This window comes from Nocardioides sp. GY 10113 (assembly GCF_004919105.1).
GTDB lineage: Bacteria > Actinomycetota > Actinomycetes > Propionibacteriales > Nocardioidaceae > Nocardioides.
In genome coordinates, this window is the sequence record NZ_STGK01000003.1 from 269,419 (window position 1) to 287,533 (window position 18,115).

Here is an 18,115-nt window from a genome sequence, read left to right on the forward strand (position 1 = left end):
TCAGTCCAGGCCGACCCGCGCCAGCCCCGCGGACAGGTCCGCCACCTGCTCGGCCGGCGGCTGGTAGCCGGGGAAGTAGCAGCACACGCGCGCGGCCACGTCGCCGAACCGCCGCCCGATCTCGGCCGCGCACTCGTCCGGGGTGCCCACGACGCCGATCGTCGCCACCATCTCGTCGGTGACCAGCGCGAACATCGACGCCACGTCGCCGCGCTTGGACAGCGCGTTGAGCTCGGGCTGAAGGTCGGCCCAGCCCTCCACCTCCAGGACGGGCCGGTACGCCGGGGTGGAGGCGTAGAACGCGATCAGCCCGCGCACGCCGGCCAGCGCCGCGGCGCGCTCGGCCTCGGTGCGGTACATCGCCGTGATCGCCGCCGGCAGCACCGCGCACTCCGACGCCGACCGGCCCGCCAGCTCCAGGCCCGAGCGGTACGCCGGCAGCGTGCGCTCCCGGAAGTGGCGCGCGGAGTGGAACGGCATCACCAGCAGCCCGTCGGCGACCTCCGCGGCGGTGCGGGTCATCAGCGGACCCAGCGCGCCGAGCAGCACCGGGGGAGGGCCGTACGGGTTCGGCCCCGGCACGAACGTCGGCGGCATCAGCGTGTGCGTGGTGTGCTCGCCGCGGAACTCCAGCCGCTCGCCGGTCTCCCACGAGGACAGGATCGCCTTCACGGCGCCGACGATCTCGCGCATCCGCGCGGCGGGCGGCGACCACTGGGCGCCGTACCGCTTCTCGATGTGCACCCTGATCTGGGAGCCGAGCCCGAGCCGGAACCGGCCCCGCGACATCAGCTGCAGGTCCCAGGCGGCGTGCGCCAGGTGCATCGGGCTGCGCGGCATCGCGATCGCCACGTTGGTCATCAGGTCCGCCTCGACGACGCCGGCCACCGCCGCCAGCGGCAGGAAGACGTCGTGCGGGCCCTCGAAGGTGAACAGCCCCGCGGCGCCGGCCTCGGTCAGCTCGCGGGCTCGCCGCACCGCCTGGTCGGGGCGGCCGTCCAGCTGCAGGTCCAGCAGCACCGGGTCAGCCGGCCGTTCCGGTCGGCTCGTCGCCCGCGGCCAGGTCCGCGTGCGCGTCGCGCAGCTGCCGCTTGAGGATCTTGCCGGACGGGTTCTTCGGCAGCGCCTCGGCGATGACGACGTACTTGGGCGCCTTGTAGTGCGCCAGCACCTCGCGGGCGTGGGCGAGCACGTCCTCCGAGGTCAGCGCGACCCCGGACCTCGGCACCACCACCGCCGCGACCGCCTCCACCCAGCGCGGGTGGCTGACCCCGAAGACGGCCACCTCCGCGACCCCGTCCAGCGTGTAGATCGCCTCCTCGACCTCCCGGCTGGCCACGTTCTCCCCGCCGGTCTTGATCATGTCCTTCTTGCGGTCCACCACGTAGAGATGGCCGGTCCCGTCGACGTAGCCGAGGTCGCCGGAGTGGAACCAGCCGTTGCGGAACGCCTCGGCGGTCTTCGCCTCGTCGTGGAAGTAGCCCAGCGTCGCGTGCGGGCTGCGGTGCACGATCTCGCCGACGGTGCCCGCCGGCACCGGCTGGTCCAGGTCGTCGACGATCCGGGTCTCGACGTTGATCGAGGCGCGGCCGGCCGATCCGGCGTACGCGACCTGCTCGTCGGGGCGCAGGATGGTGGCCAGCGGCGCCATCTCGGTCTGCCCGTAGAAGTTCCAGAAGTCCACGTCGGGCAGCCGCTCCTGCAGCTCGTGCAGCACCTCCACGGGCATCGGCGAGGCGCCGTAGTAGCCCTTGCGCAGGCTGGACAGGTCGGTGGCGTCGAAGTCGGGATGGCGGAGCAGGCCGATCCACACCGTCGGCGGCGCGAAGTACTTCGTCACGCCGTGCTCGGCGATCGAGCGCAGCACCGTGGCCGGGTCCGGGCCGGGCAGGATGATGCTGGTCGCGCCGAGGTAGACGTCCACGCCGAGGAAGCAGTCCAGCTGCGCGCAGTGGTAGAGCGGCAGCGTGTGCAGCTCGACGTCGTCGGCGGCCATCGAGCCGTCGATCACGCAGGAGACGTACTGCCACATCAGCGCCCGGCTGCTCAGCAGCGCGCCCTTCGGCCGCGACTCGGTGCCCGAGGTGAACATCATCCGGACGGGGTCGTCGTCGCCCATCGGTACGGCGACGGGCCCGCCGTCGCGCTCCAGGTCGTGCTCGAGCCAGCCGGTGAGGTCCTCCCAGCCCTCCGAGGTCGGGTTCTCCGCGCCCGGGAAGGTGATCACCCGGCGGGTGTGGACCCGGTGCGTCTCGGTGGCGGCCAGCGCCGCGTCGGCGGTGGGCACCAGTGCGTCCTCGACGACGAACCCGGTTGACCCCGAGTGGTCGAGGATGAACGCGATCTCGCTCGCACCGAGCATGAAGTTGATCGGCACCAGCACGACGCCGGCGCGGGCGGCGGCGAAGTCCAGCACAGCGAACTGCCAGCAGTTGTGGCTCAGCAGCGCCAGCCGGTCGCCCTTGGCCAGGCCGGCGGCGGCGATCGCCGCGGCCGTGCGCTCGACGTACTCCTCGAGCTCGGCGAACGTGAGGCGCTGGTCGCCGTCGACGATGGCCAGCTTGTCGGGGACCCGCTGGGCGGTACGGCGGGGAATGTCGCCCAGCGCGTGCTGGCGGGCGGCGGCGACCGTGCTGGGGTTGGCGGTGCTGACGGCGTCGTCGGTCATGCCAGCAGGCTAGTGACCTGCGCCACGTCCCGGCAGGCGGTTGCCGGCGACCGAGGCCGCCGCGGCGAGCAGGCTGAGGGCGCCGAGGGTGACCAGGGCACCCTCGAACGCGGCTTCGGTGCCGCCGTAGAGGTGCAGCAGGGCCACGCTCGCCGCCGAGCCGAACGAGAAGCCGAGGTAGCGCAGCAGCTGGTTGAACCCCAGCGCGCTCCCCGTCTCCGCGGCCGGGACGTGCGGGACGATCAGCATCGGCAGCGAGGAGAACGTGAAGCCGCTGCCCAGCCCGCCCAGCGCCATCGCCGCGAGCGCCTGCCAGAGCTCGTCGTGCCAGCCCGCCAGCAGCAGCATCGAGGCGCCGAACGCCGTGGACCCGATCGGGAGCAGCAGGTGGGGGCCCAGACGGGCGGCGACCAGCCGGGCCAGGCGGCTGCCGGCGACGCTGAGCAGCGAGTACGGCACCAGCACCAGGCCGGCCGCCGTCACGCCGTACCCGAGGCCGAAGGCGTCCGGTTCCGCCGGGTCGCCGCGGACCAGCAGCACCACCAGGGTGAGCAGGCCGTACATCGCGGTGGCGATGCAGATGGTGACGGTGTTCGGGCCGAGCAGCGCGGGGCGGGTGGCCAGCCGCAGGTCGATCAGCGGCGGGCGGTCCTCCGGGCGGGGCCGGACCGACCACAGCGCCCAGCACGGCAGCAGGGCGACGCCCGCGGCGCCGAGGGCGATGGTGGCCGGCGCGTCCCAGCCCCAGACCTCGCCGCGGCTGATCGCCAGCAGCAGCCCGACCGTGGCGGAGGAGAGCAGCAGCAGGCCGACCAGGTCGACGTGCTGGGGTGCGCCGGCGGCGGCGCGCGGCAGCTGGTGCGCGGCGGCCCACAGCGTCACCGCGACCAGCGCCGCGCCGAACCAGTACGCCCCGGCGACGCCGAGCTGCTGCGCGGTGAACGCGGTCAGCGGGTAGCCGAGCCCCGCGCCGGCCACGACCGTCACCGACAGCCAGGAGAGCCGGCGTACCAGCACCGGCCCGGACCACTCGTCGCGCGCGACCGCGAGCGTCAGCGGCACCAGCGCCAGGCCCACCCCCTGCAGTGCGCGGCCGGCGACCAGCGTGCCGATGCCGAGCGCCTCGACCTCCACGGCGAGCGCGGAGAGCGCCGCGCCCAGCAGCACCACCGCGAGCCCGCCGAGGAGGATCGGGCGCCGCAGCCGCCCGCTGGCCCAACGGCCGACCGCGGGCGTGGCCACCGCGGCGACGAGCAGGGTCGCCGTCAGCGCCCACTGCGCGGTGGCCACGGGCACGTCGTACGTCTCCGCGATGGAGGGCACCAGCGGCGCGCCCAGGCTGCTGATCACCGCGGTGACCGTGGCGATCGCGGCCAGGGTGGCGAAGAGTCCCCGCCCCGGTGCCTTTTCGCCGCTCACGGGCCCAATCGTCGGGCAGGGGGCGGGCGGTCGGGTCGGCGGGGCGTCTTCTGCCGACTGGGGCGGCGGTTCCTACCGACTGGGGCGGCGGTTCCCACCGACTGGCGCGGCGGTTTCCACCGACTCGGGCGGCGCTCTCCACCCACTCGCGGGGTCGGGGGTCAGGCGGAGTCGCGGTGCACCACGGCCGGCGGGAAGATCACCCGGATCCCGCGCGGGGAGTGGGCGTCGTCGATCTGCTCGAGCAGCATCCGGGTGGCCTGCTCGGCCATCGCGCCGATCGGGTTGCGCACGGTGGTCAGCGCCGGGGTGGAGCGCGCGGCGACGCCGAGGTCGTCGTACCCGACCACCGCCACGTCCTCGGGGACCCGCAGTCCCGCGTCGTCCAGCACCGCCATCGCGCCGGCGGCCATCAGGTCCGAGGCGACCACGAGGCCGTCGATCTCCGGGCAGCGCTCCAGCAGCGCCGCCGCGGCCGCGGCGCCTCCGGCCTCGGTGAAGTCGCCGAGCTCGACCAGGTCGTCATCCAGCCCGGCCTCGCGCATCGCGGCGCGCCAGCCGGCGAGCCGGTCGAAGCCGGCGGCCATGTCGGTGGGTCCGGCGATGTTCGCGATCCGTCGGCAGCCGCGCTCGACCAGCACCTCGGTGGCGGCCCGGCCGCCGCCGAGGTTGTCGGTGTCGACGTAGGCCACCTGGTCCGCGCTGGTCCACGGGCGGCCGACGAAGACGCACGGCAGCCCGAGTGCCGGCAGGTGGTCGGCCAGCTGGTCGCTGCGGTGGTGGGAGACCACGATCGCGCCGTCGATGTGGTGCCGGCCGAGGTAGCGCAGCATCCGCCGCTCCTCCTCGCCCGGCTGGGCCAGCAGCAGCACCAGCTGCAGGTCGCGGGTGGCCAGCACCCGGTTGACCGAGCGCAGCGTGGCGAGGAAGAACGGGTCGGAGAAGACCCGCTCGTCGGGCTCGGGCACGACCAGCGCCACGGAGTCGGTACGACGGGTGACCAGGCTCCGGGCCGCGGGGTTCGGCACGTAGCCCAGCGACGCCACGGCCGCGTCGACCTTCGACTGCGCCGCCGGGGAGACCCGGTTGCCGCCGTTGATCGCCCGGGACGCGGTCGCGCGGGAGACGCCGGCGACCCGGGCCACCTCGTCGAGCGTCGGGGTGTGCCCAGCCGTCTTCGAGGTGCCGCCGAGGGTGCCGTTGGCCGAGCCGCTGGTCGCTTCGCCGTCGGGATCGTCGGACGGCGGGCTCACCCGGGCCACGTTAGTCGACCTCGGTCAGTCGACCCTCACCGATGACCTCGGCGAGCCATCGGGCGCTCAGCTTCGGTGTCCGCTCCAACGTCTCGTAGTCGACCCGGACGATGCCGAAGCGCTGCCCGTAGCCGTAGGCCCACTCGAAGTTGTCCAGCAGCGACCAGGCGAAGTAGCCGCGCACGTCCACGCCGTCTGCGATCGCGTCCAGCACCGCCCGCAGGTGGTCGGCGAAGAAGCCGCGCCGGTCGGTGTCCTGGACGACCCCGTCGACGATCTCGGTGTCGGGGTAGGCGGCGCCGTTCTCGGTGATGTAGATCGGCGGCACGGGGTACTCGTCGCGCAGCCGCTGCAGCAGGCGCGTCAGCGCCTCGGGCTGCACCTCCCAGTCCTGACCGGTCGTCGGCAGGCCGCGGCGCGGGAAGGAGATCCCCTCGCCGCCGGGGTAGGGGGAGAGCGTCGGCCGCCCGGGCGCGGGGGCGCGCGACCCGAGGATCTCCTCGGGCGGGTGGACCCGGCTCGAGGCGCCGTCGCCGTGGTAGTAGTTCACGCCGAGGAAGTCCAGGGGCGCCGCGATCGCATCCAGATCGCCGTCCTGGACGAAGTCCTGCCAGGCGCGTCCCCGCCAGGTCATCCCGGCGGTCCGCTCGGCGAGCCGGTCCTCGTACTTCCCGAGCAGGATCGGGTCGAGGAACATCCGGTTCCACATCGTGTCCACGTCGGCGGCGGCCTCGATGTCGTCGGGGTCACCGGCGACGAACGGCTCGGGGACGGTCAGGTTGAGCGTGATCCCCAGCTCCTGCCCGGGGCGCTGCCGCTCGCGGAGCGCGGTGATCGTCCGGCCGTGCGCGAGCATCAGGTGGTGGGCGGCCACGATGCCGGCGACGCCCTCCTGTCGGCCCGGCGCGTGCTGGCCGCCGGTGTAGCCGAGGAACGCCGAGCACCACGGCTCGTTCAGCGTGGTCCACCGGTCGACGCGGTCGCCGAGGGCGTCGTACACGCTCAGCGCGTAGTCGACGAACCGGTCGGTGGTGTCGCGGTTGAGCCAGCCGCCGGCGTCCTCGAGGGTCTGCGGCAGGTCCCAGTGGTAGAGCGTCAGCCACGGCTCGATCCCGGCCTCGAGCAGCCCGTCGACCAGCCGCGAGTAGAAGTCCAGGCCGCGCTGGTTGACCGCGCCGCCGTCGGGGCGCACCCGCGGCCAGGCCACGGAGAACCGGTAGGCGCCGAAGCCGAGCTCCTTGATCAGCGCGACGTCCTCGGGCCAGCGGTGGTAGTGGTCGCAGGCCACGTCGCCGTTGTCGGCGTCGATGACCGCGCCGGGGACCCGGCAGAAGGTGTCCCAGATGGAGGGGGTGCGGCCGTCCTCGGCCGCGGCGCCCTCGATCTGGTACGACGCGGTGGCCGCGCCCCAGACGAAGCCGTCGGGGAACCGGGCGGACCGCTCGGCGGACTGGGTGGTGGGGGAGGTGGGGGTCATCCCTTGACCGCTCCTTGCATGATGCCGGAGACCAGCTGGCGGCCGGCGAAGATGAACAGCAGCAGCAGCGGGATGGTCGACATCCCGGCGCCGCAGAGGACGAGCGCGTAGTCGGTGGTCTGCCCCTGGCCGGTCAGCGCGAGACGGTCCAGGGCGATCTGCAGGGTCTCCGTCTTCTGCAGCGCCACCAGCGGCCACATGTAGTCGGTCCACACCTGCATGAAGGTGAACAGGAACAGGATCGCCATCGCGGGGCGGGCGGCGGGGACGGCGACGGTCCAGAACGTGCGGATCATCGTGCAGCCGTCCATCCGGGCGGCCTCGATCAGCTCGTCGGGGACGGCGTCGAGCAGGAACTGGCGCATGAAGAAGACGCCGAACGCGGTGACCAGGGTCGGCAGCGAGACGGCGATCAGCGTGTCCAGCAGCCCGTAGTCGCGCATCAGGATGAACAGGGGCACCATCGCGAGCTGGGTCGGCACCGCCATCGTCATCACCACGAACGCCATCAGCACCGAGCTGCCGCGGAACTTCAGCTTCGCGAAGGCGTACCCGGCCAGGGTGGAGAAGAAGACCACCGAGATCGCGCAGGCGGTGGAGACGAGGATCGAGTTGAGCATCGCCTGCCAGAACTCGACCGTGTCGAGCACGCGACGGGCGTTCTCGAGGAAGTGCCCGCCGGGCAGGAACGGCGGCGGGAAGCTGTTGGCCTGGCCCTTGGTGTGGGAGCCGATCACGAACGACCAGTAGAGGGGCAGCGCGGAGCCGATCACGAACGCCGCGAGCAGCCCGTAGACCAGGAAGCCGGGGCGGTCGGCGGTGCGCTTCTTGGAGACCCGTCCCTTGGTGGCCTCGCCGGCTCTCAGCTGCATGCTCATGCGGTGTGCCTCCGCGTCAGGTAGCGGGTGATCACGAAGTTGAGGACCGCGATCGAGACGATGATCAGGAACAGCACCCAGGCCGCCGCCGAGGCCCGCCCGTAGAACTGGTCCTCGATGCCCCGGGCGTAGATGTAGAGCGTCGTGGTCATGTACTGGTGGTCCGGTCCGCCCTCGCGGCTGACGGTGTCGTCGAACAACCGGGGTTCGGTGAAGATCTGCAGGCCGCCGATGGTGCTGGTGACGATGACGAAGATCATCGTGGGCCGGATCAGCGGCAGGGTCACCGAGACGAACTGTCGGATCCGCCCGGCGCCGTCCAGCGCGGCGGACTCGTACAGCTCGCGTGGGACGGCCTGCATCGCGGCCAGCAGGATCAGCGCGTTGTAGCCGGTCCAGCGCCAGTTGACCATGCTCGCGATCGCGACGTGGCTCCACAGCCGGTCCACGTGCCAGGCGATCTTGTCGATGCCGATGCTGGCGAGGAACTGGTTGATCAGCCCGTACTGATCGGCGAAGAGGCTGCCGAAGATCAGCACCGCCGCCGTCGGGGCGACCACGAACGGCAGCAGCACGCTCATCCGCCAGAAGGTCGCCACGCGCAGGCTGCGGTCGAGCAGCGCGGCGACCGCCAGGGCCAGCAGGATCTGCGGTACCGAGGAGAGCAGGAAGATGGAGAACGTGTTGACCAGCGACTTGATGAACGTCGGGTCGGTGAGCACGAACTTGTAGTTCTCCAGGCCGATGAAGTCGCCCCGGATGTAGTACGCCCGGTTCCAGTCGAAGAACGACAGGTAGGCGGTGTAGAGCAGCGGGTACAGCCCGACCAGCGCGAACAGCGCGAAGAACGGCGAGATGTACAGGTACGGGCTCAGCTTGAGGTCCCAGCGGGACCGGCGCTGGCGGCGTACCAGGCGGCGCCGGTCGGGATCGCCCGATCCGGAGTCGCGCCGACCGGCGCCGCGGGTGGCGGGCGACCCGCCCGCCGGGTCGGTCGCGGTGGCGACGTTCCCGGCGGGCCGGTCGGATGAGGTGCTCATGGGTGCGGGTCAGTCCTCACTGATCGCTGCGGATCACTGGAGCGCCTGGACGTCGGACAGGAAGGTGTCCCACGACTTCTGCGGGTCGGTGCCCTGGTCGACGCGGTTGATGGCGTCCTGGAACTTCTGGAGGATGTCCGAGTACAGGGGACCCTTGTACGGCTGGACCTCGACCGCGGAGGCGCGGCTGGAGAAGATCTCACCGACCGGCGCGTCGTTGAAGTACTCGTCGGTCGACGCCAGCAGGCCCGAGTCCTCGAGGGCCTCGTTGGCCGACGGGAAGTTGCCGTAGTTCTGGAAGATCTTCAGCTGCTGCTCGGGGGCGGTCAGCCAGGCCGCGACCTCCATGGCCTCCTCCTGGTGGCTCGAGGACTTCGGCACGGAGAGGTATGAGCCGCCCCAGTTGCCACCGCCGCCCGGGAACACGTCGGCGACGTCCCAGACCGCGCCCTTCGGGGCCGGGTCGCCGGTGTTGTCCTTGATCACGCTGCGCATCCAGCCGGGGCACGGCATGGTGGCGAAGCCGGCCTTGGCGAAGCCGGCACTCCAGTCGTCGCTCCACTGGGAGGCCTTGGTGGAGAGAGTGTCGACGTTGTCGGTGACGGTCTTGTAGACGGCCTCGAGCTCGGGGTTCTCGACGTCGACGGTGTTGTCCTCGGTCTGGAACGGGAACTCGACCTGGTTCAGCATCGCCTGCGCGATCGAGCCGGAGGCGTCGTACCAGGCGGTGCCCGGCATCTTCTTCACGAACTCCTCGCCCATGGCGTAGTAGTCGTCCCAGGTACCGATCGCGGCGGCGACCTCCTCGCGGTCCGAGGGCAGGCCGGCCTTCTTGAGCAGGTCGGCGCGGTAGCAGATCGCCTCGGGGCCGGAGTCGGTGGCGTAGCCGAGCAGCTCGCCGTCGGCGGTGGTCGCGCCGTCGACCTTGAACTCCAGCCAGCGGCCGTCGAGATCGTCGGAGGAGAGGTCGACCCAGCGGTCCGGTGCGGCGAGCAGCGCGGGCATGAAGTCGCCCTCGATCGCGGCGATGTCGGGCATGCCGGTGTTGGCCTGGAGATTGGTGTTCATCTCGGCCTTCCAGTCATCCCACTGCGAGATCTTGGTCTGCTCGACCTGGATGTCGGGGTTGGCCGCGTTCCACTCCTCGATCAGCTCGTCGTAGCCGAACTCGCCGAAGGTGGTGATGGTGAGGGACTCGCCTTCGCCCAGGCTCTCCTGGTCGGCGGACTCGGTCGGGTCGTCACTGCCGCCGCAGGCGCTGGTCACGCCCAGCACCAGGGAGGTGACGGCCGCGGCCGCGAGGAAACGGTTGCGCCGGCGAGAGCCGGAGGGTGCGGGTCCTGAGAGGGCCCGTTGGTGGATGGTGCGCACGGGTTGAGCTCCTGACTGCGAGTACGGCGTTGGACTGGCGCCTCGATGGAACCATCTCGGGTGGATCCGTGAGAGCGCTTCCACATATTGAGGTGCAGTCACCATGACATGCGTCACAACAGGCGTCAATAGGCCGCTTGGCCCAGCGCAATGGGACTTGTGGAACTCATGAGAGCGCTTCCACTAGACGGCGCGCCGAACCCGTCGTACGGTGATGACCGTCACGGCGCCGACCGGCGTCGTCCTCACTCCTCGAAAGGGATCGGCACATGGCCCAGGTGCGGTATGAGAAGGCCTCGCACGTCTATCCCGGCGCCGACCGCGCGGCGGTCAGCGAGTTCGACCTGGCCGTCGAGGACGGGGAGTTCGTGGTGCTGGTGGGGCCCTCCGGCTGTGGCAAGTCGACCGCGCTGCGGATGCTCGCCGGTCTCGAGGACGTCACCGACGGCGCGGTCTACATCGGCGACCAGGACGTCACCGAGGTCGCGCCCAAGGACCGCGACATCGCGATGGTCTTCCAGAACTACGCGCTCTACCCGCACCTGTCGGTGGCCGACAACATGGCGTTCGCGCTGAAGGTCGCCGGTGTGTCGAAGGCCGAGCGGCGCCAGCGGGTCGAGGAGGCGGCCAAGCTGCTCGACCTCGGCGCGGTGCTCGACCGCAAGCCGAAGGCTCTCTCCGGCGGCCAGCGGCAGCGCGTCGCGATGGGCCGCGCGATCGTGCGCCAGCCCCAGGTCTTCCTGATGGACGAGCCGCTCTCCAACCTCGACGCCAAGCTGCGCGTCTCCACCCGCACCCAGATCGCCGCGCTCCAGCGCCGGCTCGGGGTGACCACCATCTACGTCACGCACGACCAGGTCGAGGCGATGACGATGGGCGACCGCGTCGCGGTGATGAAGGACGGCGAGCTGCAGCAGGTCGACACGCCGCTCGCGCTCTACGACCGCCCCGCCAACGCCTTCGTCGCGGGGTTCATCGGCTCGCCCGCGATGAACCTGCTCTCCGCCACCACGGCCGGGGACGGCGTCGCGCTCGTGGACGGCCACAAGTTCCCGATCCCGCGCGACGTGGCCAGCTCGGCCAGCTCCGGCGAGCTCATCGTCGGCGTCCGGCCCGAGGCCTGGCGGCTGGCCGGCGAGGGCGAGGACGGCTACCCGGTCACCGTGCTGGTGGTCGAGGAGCTCGGCGCCGACGGCTTCCTCTACGCGACCCCGTCGGGCTCCAGCGGGGATGCGGTCCTCGGGCAGCACCCGGGGGCCTCGGACGGCGAGGTGCCGCACGTGGTGGCCCGGCTCGAGGGTCGCCCGGACCTGCGGGCCGGCCAGGAGGTGCGGTTGGTGGCCGACCCGGACGCGCTGCACGTCTTCGACGCGACGAGCGGCAGGCGGCTGGGCGCCTGATCAGGGCGCCTGACCAGGGGGAATGGCCAGGGGGACTGACCGACCCGGGGACTGAACCCGGGCGACGGGCTGGGGGGCAACAGGCTGGGGGGCAACAGGCTGGGGGGCAACAGGCTGGGGGGCAACAGGCTGGTGTCGGCGGGGCGGCTGAGCGTGGGGCTGAGCGTGGGGGTTCCGCCGGCACCTCGCCGGGTGCCCGGTGATCCCGTCGCGGCGAGTGACGTGCGCCACAATGCTTCCTTCTGGGAGGATGAGTCCCTTGGCGGGGGGCGCCCGGCCGGCTATTCAGGAGGACGGGTGACGCAGAGCAAGCAGGTCCGCAGTGGACGCGGACCCCTGGTCGCCTCGGCTGTCGAGAACTTCACCGAGCGCGGCTACCACGGCACCTCGATGCGCGACATCGCCGCCGGGGCCGGCGTCACCGTGGCGAGCATCTACCACCACTTCTCCTCCAAGCAGGAGGTGCTGGTGCACATCATGGCCGGCACCCTGACCGACCTGCTCGCCGCGACCACCGCCGCCGACGCCGCTGCCGACGGCACAGCGTGCGGCCGGCTCCGGGCCGTCGTCGATGCCTGGGTGCTCTTCCACACCCAGCGCCAGGCCGAGGCGCTGATCGGGGCCTCGGAGATCCGCAGCCTGGACGGGCCCGGCCGGGACACGGTGGTCGGCCTGCGCGACGAGCAGGAGGCGCTCTTCCGCGGGATCGTCGAGGACGGCGTCGCGTCGGGCGAGTTCGCCACCCGCTACCCGCGCGAGGCGGCGCGGGCGATCCTGAACATGGGCTCCACCGTCTCGGTCTGGTACCGGCAGGGGGGCGAGCTCACGCCCGAGGAGATGTCGCGGCGGTACATCGACTTCGCGCTGGGGACCGTGCGGGCGGTGGGGGAGGGGCCCTGAGCCGCACAAGGGAACCCCGAAGCGCGGTGACGGCTGGTGCGGGAGGTGCCCACCGCCCCGCGCTCAGGTGAGCGCCAGGCCTGCCTCGAGCAGCGGCGCGACGGCCTCGCCGGCTGCGTCGAAGCCGTCGCCGACGGTGGCGCCGGCGCGGTAGCGGTGGTCGATCCCCGCCGCGATCACCGCGACCTTGTAGTAGCCCAGCGCCAGGTGTTGCTCGAAGTCGTGCAGCTCCACCCCGCCCGCCTTCAGGTACGCCGTCGCGAAGCCGTCCACGCTCGGCAGCCGGTCACTCGTCCAGGCGCAGGGTCCGCCGGCGACCAGGTCGAACGAGGGGTGGCGGTAGACGCACATCATCGCCACGTCCGCGACCGGGTCCCCGATCGTGGAGAGCTCCCAGTCGACCACCGCGGCCACCTCGACGTGCTCGGGGTGCTCGGCGTCGAGGCGCAGCAGCGTGTTGTCCATCCGGAAGTCCCCGTGGACGATCCCGGTGGCCCGCTGCTCGGGCAGGCGCCGGCCCAGGCGGGCGGCCAGCTCGGCGGCCGCGGCCCGCGTGGCCGCCGACTGGTGCTGGCCGACGATGTCCCACTGGCCGCTCCAGCGCTTGAGCTGGCGGGCGGCGTACCCGTCGGGGCGGCCGAACGTCTCCAGGCCGGCCGCGACGTGGTCGATCTGGTGCAGCGCGGCCAGGGCGCCGAGGAGGGCACTCATCGCCGCGTCCACCTGGGCGTCGGAGAGCCGGGCGAGGTCCTCGCGGCTCTGCACGTTGGCCCCCGCGACGTAGTCGCAGATGGCGAAGGCCCCGCCGATCAGGTCCTCCTCGGGGTAGGCGACCACGGTCGGCGCCACCGGTACCTCGGTCGGGCCCAGCGCGCTGACCACGCGGTACTCGCGGACCACGTCGTGGGCCGACGGCGTGCGGCCGGCGCGCGGCGGGGTGCGCATCACCCAGTCCCGTACGCCGTCGCTCAGGCGCAGCGTCAGGTTGGACTTGCCGCCCGCGATCACCCGCGCGGTCAGCGGACCCTCGGGCGTCGTACCGGCCTGTGCCATCACGGTCGCGACGGCCGCGAGCTCGTCGGCGCCGAGGATCTCGGTGGTCATCGGGTGATCTCCCGGACCGCGCGCCTGGCCAGCGACCAGCGGTGCACCTCCGAGGGACCGTCGTAGATCCGGAAGGGGCGGATCTCGCGGGAGATCTTGGCGACCGGCAGGTCGTGGGTGGTGCCCAGGCCGCCGCACATCTGGACCGAGCGGTCCGCGACCCGGTGCAGTGCCTCGCCGGCGAAGGTCTTCGCGATCGAGGTCTCCTTGCTGGCCCGGCCGCCCTCGTCGAGGACCCGGCAGGCCTCGAGCAGGAGCGCGCGGGTGGCGGCCAGGTCGATCTCGTTGTCCGCGATCATCTGCTGGACCATCCCCAGGCCGGCGAGCGTGGTGCCGAAGGCATCGCGGCCGGCGACGTGCCGGACGGCGACCTCGTGGGCTCGGCGGGCGGCGCCCGTCCACCGCATCACGTGCGTCATCCGCGCCGGGCCGAGGCGGATCTGGGCGCCGGCGAACCCGCGCCCGACCTCGCCGAGGACGTCCTCGGCGGGGACGAACGCGTCGGTGAACGACACCTCGCAGTGCCCGCCGATCATCGAGGTGTCCAGGCTCTTCATGTGCCGCCCGACCGTGAGGCCGTGGCGGTCGGCGGGAGCGAGGAACATCGTCGCGTCCTCGCCGGTGCGGGCCATGACGATGAAGAAGTGCGCGCCGTCGGCGCCGGTGATGAAGTGCTTCTCGCCGTTGACCAGCCAGCCGCCGTCCACGCGGGTGGCGGTGGTCGCCAGTGCGCTCGGGTCGGAGCCGGCGCCCGGCGCCGGCTCGGTCATCGCGAACGCGCTGCGCTGCTCCCCGCGGGCCAGCGGCGCCAGGTATCGCTCGCGCTGCGCCGGCGTCGCCAGGTGGTCGAGCAGGTGCACGTTGCCCTCGTCGGGAGCGGCGATGTTGAGCGCCAGCGGGCCGAAGAGCGAGTAGCCGGCCTCCTCGAAGACCCGCGCCCGGTCCACCATGTTCAGGCCGAGGCCACCCAGCTCGGTGGGGGCGTGCGGGGCGAAGACCCCGGCCTCCCGCGCGGCGGCCTGGAGCTCGAGCCGGAGCTGGTCGCCGCCGGCCGCGGCGACGTCGCCGTCGTACTGGTCGTCCAGCGGAAGGACGGTCTCCGCGATGAAGGCGCGGGTGCGGGCGACGAGGTCGTCGACGTACGAGGCGGGCATCGTTGTCCTCTCGAACTAAACGTTTGTTCGGAAGAGGATGCCGCGACGGGGCCGCCAAGGCAACCTCGTCCGCCGAATCGGTTGTGAGGGCCGGCCGAATCGGTCGTGAGGGCCGGCCGATTCGGTCGTGAGCGCCGGTCGATTCGGCCGTTCGGGCCGGTCGCGACGACTGAGTCGGGCGGTCGCGACGACCGACTCGCGCAATGGGAAGACCCCCGGACTGCCGTGGCAGTCCGGGGGTCTTGACCGGGGGGTCTTACTTGTTGGCCTTGCGGGCTCGGCTCGCGGCCGGCGCTCCTTCGTCGCGCGGCAGCTCGCCTCGCAGAAGACGAACAAGCAACCCCGCCCAACTGGACGGGGTTGCCTGAGTGTCTGCGCAGGGCGGGGTTACTTGTTGGCCTTACGCGCTCGGCTCGCGGCCTTCGCCCGCTCGTTGGCGTCGAGGTTCACCTTGCGGATCCGGACCATCTCCGGGGTGATCTCCACGCACTCGTCCTCGCGGCAGAACTCCAGGCACTGCTCGAGCGAGAGCTTCTTCGGCGGGATGAGCTTCTCGAAGTTGTCGGAGGTGGCGGACCGGATGTTGGTCTGCTGCTTCTCCTTGGTGATGTTGACGTCCATGTCGTCGGCGCGCGAGTTCTCGCCGACGACCATGCCCTCGTAGACCTCGGTGCCCGGGTCGACGAACATCACGCCGCGCTCCTGCAGCGACGTCATCGCGTACGCCGTCGCGGCACCCGCGCGGTCCGCGACCAGCGAGCCGGAGGCCCGCGAGCGGATCTCGCCGGCCCACGGGAAGTAGCCCTCGGAGATGTGGTGGGCGATGCCGGTGCCGCGGGTGTCGGTGAGGAAGTCGGTGCGGAAGCCGATCAGGCCGCGCGCCGGCACCACGAACTCCATCCGGACCCAACCGGTGCCGTGGTTGGTCATGCCCTCCATGCGGCCCTTGCGGTTGGCGAGCAGCTCGGTGATGGTGCCGAGGAACTCCTCCGGCGCGTCGATGGTGAGGCGCTCGTAGGGCTCGTGGACCTTGCCGTCGATCTCGCGGGTGACCACCTGCGGCTTGCCGACGGTCAGCTCGTAGCCCTCGCGGCGCATCTGCTCGACCAGGATCGCCAGCGCCAGCTCGCCGCGGCCCTGCACCTCCCAGGCGTCGGGGCGCTCGGTCGGCAGGACGCGCAGCGACACGTTGCCGATCAGCTCGGAGTCGAGGCGGTCCTTCACCAGGCGGGCGGTGACCTTGTGGCCCTTCACCTTGCCGACCAGCGGGGAGGTGTTGGTGCCGATGGTCATCGAGATCGCCGGCTCGTCGACGTGGATCAGCGGCAGCGCCACCGGGTTCTCCGGGTCGGCCAGCGTCTCGCCGATGGTGATGTCCGGGATGCCCGCCACCGCGACGATGTCGCCGGGGCCGGCCTGCTCGCCGGGCTTGCGCTCGAGGCCCTCGGTGATCAGCAGCTCGGTGATCTTGACGTTCTTGACGTTGCCGTCGCGCTGCATCCAGGCCACGGTCTGGCCCTTGCGCAGGAAGCCCTGCTTGATCCGCAGCAGCGCGAGGCGGCCCAGGAACGGGGAGGCGTCGAGGTTGGTGACGTGGGCCTGCAGCGGCGCGCCCTCGTCGTACTCCGGTGCCGGGATGGTCTCCAGGATGGTCCGGAACAGCGGCTCCAGGTCCTCGCCCGGCGGCAGCGCGCCGTTCTCCGGCTTCTCCAGCGAGGCGATGCCGGCCTTGCCCGAGGCGTAGACGACCGGGAAGTCCAGGGCGTCCTGGCCGTGGCTGTCGTCGAGCAGGTCCATGAACAGCTCGTAGGTCTCGTCGACGACCTCGTCGATCCGGGCGTCGCCGCGGTCGGTCTTGTTGACGACCAGGATCACCGGCATGTCGGCGTTGAGCGCCTTGCGCAGCACGAACCGGGTCTGCGGCAGCGGGCCCTCGGAGGCGTCGACCAGCAGCACGATGCCGTCGACCATCGACAGGCCGCGCTCGACCTCGCCACCGAAGTCGGCGTGGCCGGGGGTGTCGATGATGTTGATGACCATGTCGCCGTCGGCGAGCTCCTGCGCCGAGGGACCGCGGTAGTGGACCGCGGTGTTCTTGGCGAGGATGGTGATGCCCTTCTCGCGCTCGAGGTCGCCGGAGTCCATGACGCGCTCGGCGACGCCCTCGGCCTGGTGGGCGGTGAACGCGCCGGCCTGGTGCAGCATCGCGTCGACCAGGGTGGTCTTGCCGTGGTCGACGTGCGCCACGATGGCGACGTTGCGCAGATCGTTGCGTCGGGTCCTGGTCTCAGACATGGGTGTACGGCGTCCGCTCTCGTGAGGGGAATGGGTCGGTGCGGCCGCGGGGAACGCCGCCGGTCCTCGTCCACCGACGGGCGGTCGGGGTGCCGGGGTGGCGATCGGCTCGTGGGCCGCCGACCAGACTATCGGCGGGAGGCGTCCACGGTCGCATCGGCGCTTCGCCGGGAAAGGGTGCCCTCATCGACAGCCGCGGGGTTCCCGACCCGCGCGGCCGTCGCCACCCGGGCCGCCGCGCCCAGCCGGGGTGCCACCATGACCGCCGCGGCGGCGTACGGGATGTCCGAAGGGAGGACCCCCTTGGCGGCGTCCGGGGGGACACGGAAGACTCCCCACCATGCAGACCATCGGCCTCATCGGCGGGATGTCCTGGGAGAGCAGCGCGGCCTACTACGAGCTGCTCAACCGCGGAGTCGAGCAGCGGCTGGGAGGGTTGCACTCGGCGCGCACGATGATGGCGTCGGTCGAGTTCGCCGAGATCACCGCGCTGCAGGAGGCCGAGGACTGGGACGCGGTCGCCGCGATCCTGGCCGAGGCGGGCCGCTCGGTCGAGCGCGCCGGCGCGGACTTCCTGATGCTCTGCACCACGACCTTCCACCGGGTCGCCGACCAGGTGCAGGGCGCGGTCGACATCCCGCTGCTGCACCTCGGCGACGTGGTCGCGCAGGCGGCGGTCGCCGAGCAGGTCGAGTCCGTGGCCCTGCTGGGCACCCGGTTCGCGATGTCGCGCACGTTCTTCACCGACCGCATCGCCGAGCACGGGCTCTCGGTGATGGTGCCCGACGCGGCGCACCACGACGAGCTCAACCGGATCATCTACGACGAGCTGGTGCACGGGAAGGTGCTCGACAGCTCGCGGCGCACGGTGGTCTCGATGATCTCCGAGCTGTGGGACGCCGGTGCCGGTGGCGTGATCCTCGGCTGCTCGGAGCTGGAGCTGCTGGTGAAGCAGGCCGACTCCGAGATCCCCGTGTTCGGGTGCACCACGCTGCACGTCGAGGCGGCGCTGGACCGGGCGCTGGGCTGAGGTCTCGGTGATGCGGGAATCACCGGTCGACCGGTGATGCCCGCGCCTGTCAGGCATCGCAGTGCCCGACAAGCGCAGGAACTCCCCTCCCGGTGGGACGCGTGAGGTGCCTGAGGCACACGACCC

14 protein-coding genes are annotated in these 18,115 nt (G+C 72.0%); 3 read left to right on the top strand and 11 right to left on the bottom strand.

Annotation, left to right across the window (positions count from 1 at the left end; genetic code table 11):
- The 8 genes from E8D34_RS05675 to E8D34_RS05710 form a co-directional block, all read right to left on the bottom strand.
- Positions 1-1,020, bottom strand: coding sequence for a TIGR03617 family F420-dependent LLM class oxidoreductase (locus tag E8D34_RS05675; RefSeq protein ID WP_136593619.1), 1,020 nt, complete (start codon positions 1,018-1,020; stop codon positions 1-3).
- A 4-nt stretch (positions 1,021-1,024) separates the two neighbouring features.
- Positions 1,025-2,668 (bottom strand): fatty acyl-CoA synthetase, encoded by a 1,644-nt coding sequence (locus E8D34_RS05680; RefSeq protein ID WP_136593620.1) that lies wholly within the window; start codon positions 2,666-2,668, stop codon positions 1,025-1,027.
- 9 nt (positions 2,669-2,677) lie between these two features.
- Positions 2,678-4,087, bottom strand: a complete 1,410-nt coding sequence (locus E8D34_RS05685) for an MFS transporter (protein ID WP_136593621.1) — start codon at positions 4,085-4,087, stop codon at positions 2,678-2,680.
- 161 nt (positions 4,088-4,248) lie between these two features.
- Positions 4,249-5,340, bottom strand: coding sequence for a LacI family DNA-binding transcriptional regulator (locus E8D34_RS05690; protein ID WP_136593622.1), 1,092 nt, complete (start codon positions 5,338-5,340; stop codon positions 4,249-4,251).
- A gap of 10 nt (positions 5,341-5,350) precedes the next feature.
- Positions 5,351-6,817, bottom strand: coding sequence for a family 1 glycosylhydrolase (locus E8D34_RS05695; RefSeq protein WP_136593623.1), 1,467 nt, complete (start codon positions 6,815-6,817; stop codon positions 5,351-5,353).
- Entirely contained in the window at positions 6,814-7,695 is an 882-nt protein-coding gene (locus tag E8D34_RS05700; protein ID WP_136593624.1) for a carbohydrate ABC transporter permease, read from the bottom strand. Before E8D34_RS05700 ends, E8D34_RS05695 begins: the two co-directional genes overlap by 4 nt.
- On the bottom strand, positions 7,692-8,735 hold the full coding sequence (locus E8D34_RS05705) for a sugar ABC transporter permease (protein WP_136593625.1): 1,044 nt from the start codon (positions 8,733-8,735) through the stop codon (positions 7,692-7,694). Before E8D34_RS05705 ends, E8D34_RS05700 begins: the two co-directional genes overlap by 4 nt.
- A gap of 33 nt (positions 8,736-8,768) precedes the next feature.
- Positions 8,769-10,106 (bottom strand): ABC transporter substrate-binding protein, encoded by a 1,338-nt coding sequence (locus E8D34_RS05710; protein ID WP_240771127.1) that lies wholly within the window; start codon positions 10,104-10,106, stop codon positions 8,769-8,771.
- A gap of 269 nt (positions 10,107-10,375) precedes the next feature.
- Between E8D34_RS05710 and ugpC the strand changes: the two genes are divergently transcribed.
- Together ugpC and E8D34_RS05720 are read left to right on the top strand one after the other, a co-directional pair.
- Entirely contained in the window at positions 10,376-11,506 is a 1,131-nt protein-coding gene (ugpC, locus tag E8D34_RS05715) for a sn-glycerol-3-phosphate ABC transporter ATP-binding protein UgpC (protein ID WP_136593627.1), read from the top strand.
- Between the two features lie 297 nt (positions 11,507-11,803).
- Positions 11,804-12,406, top strand: coding sequence for a TetR/AcrR family transcriptional regulator (locus tag E8D34_RS05720; RefSeq protein WP_136593628.1), 603 nt, complete (start codon positions 11,804-11,806; stop codon positions 12,404-12,406).
- Positions 12,407-12,469: 63 nt separating this feature from the next.
- On the opposite strand, the gene E8D34_RS05725 is transcribed toward E8D34_RS05720, so the two are convergent.
- The 3 genes from E8D34_RS05725 to typA all read right to left on the bottom strand — a co-directional run bounded on the left by E8D34_RS05725 (position 12,470) and on the right by typA (position 16,959).
- On the bottom strand, positions 12,470-13,510 hold the full coding sequence (locus E8D34_RS05725; RefSeq protein WP_136593629.1) for a phosphotransferase family protein: 1,041 nt from the start codon (positions 13,508-13,510) through the stop codon (positions 12,470-12,472).
- Positions 13,507-14,664 carry an acyl-CoA dehydrogenase family protein gene (locus E8D34_RS05730; protein WP_136593630.1) on the bottom strand — a complete coding sequence of 386 codons (1,158 nt, stop codon included), beginning with the start codon at positions 14,662-14,664 and terminating at the stop codon, positions 13,507-13,509. Before E8D34_RS05730 ends, E8D34_RS05725 begins: the two co-directional genes overlap by 4 nt.
- 387 nt (positions 14,665-15,051) lie before the next feature.
- On the bottom strand, positions 15,052-16,959 hold the full coding sequence (gene typA / locus E8D34_RS05735; RefSeq protein ID WP_136593631.1) for a translational GTPase TypA: 1,908 nt from the start codon (positions 16,957-16,959) through the stop codon (positions 15,052-15,054).
- Positions 16,960-17,299: 340 nt separating this feature from the next.
- Here typA and E8D34_RS05740 point away from each other — a divergent pair, with 340 nt between their 5' ends.
- Complete coding sequence (locus tag E8D34_RS05740) at positions 17,300-17,989, top strand: aspartate/glutamate racemase family protein (RefSeq protein ID WP_136593632.1); 690 nt, start codon at positions 17,300-17,302, stop codon at positions 17,987-17,989.
- Positions 17,990-18,115: the final 126 nt, after the last annotated feature.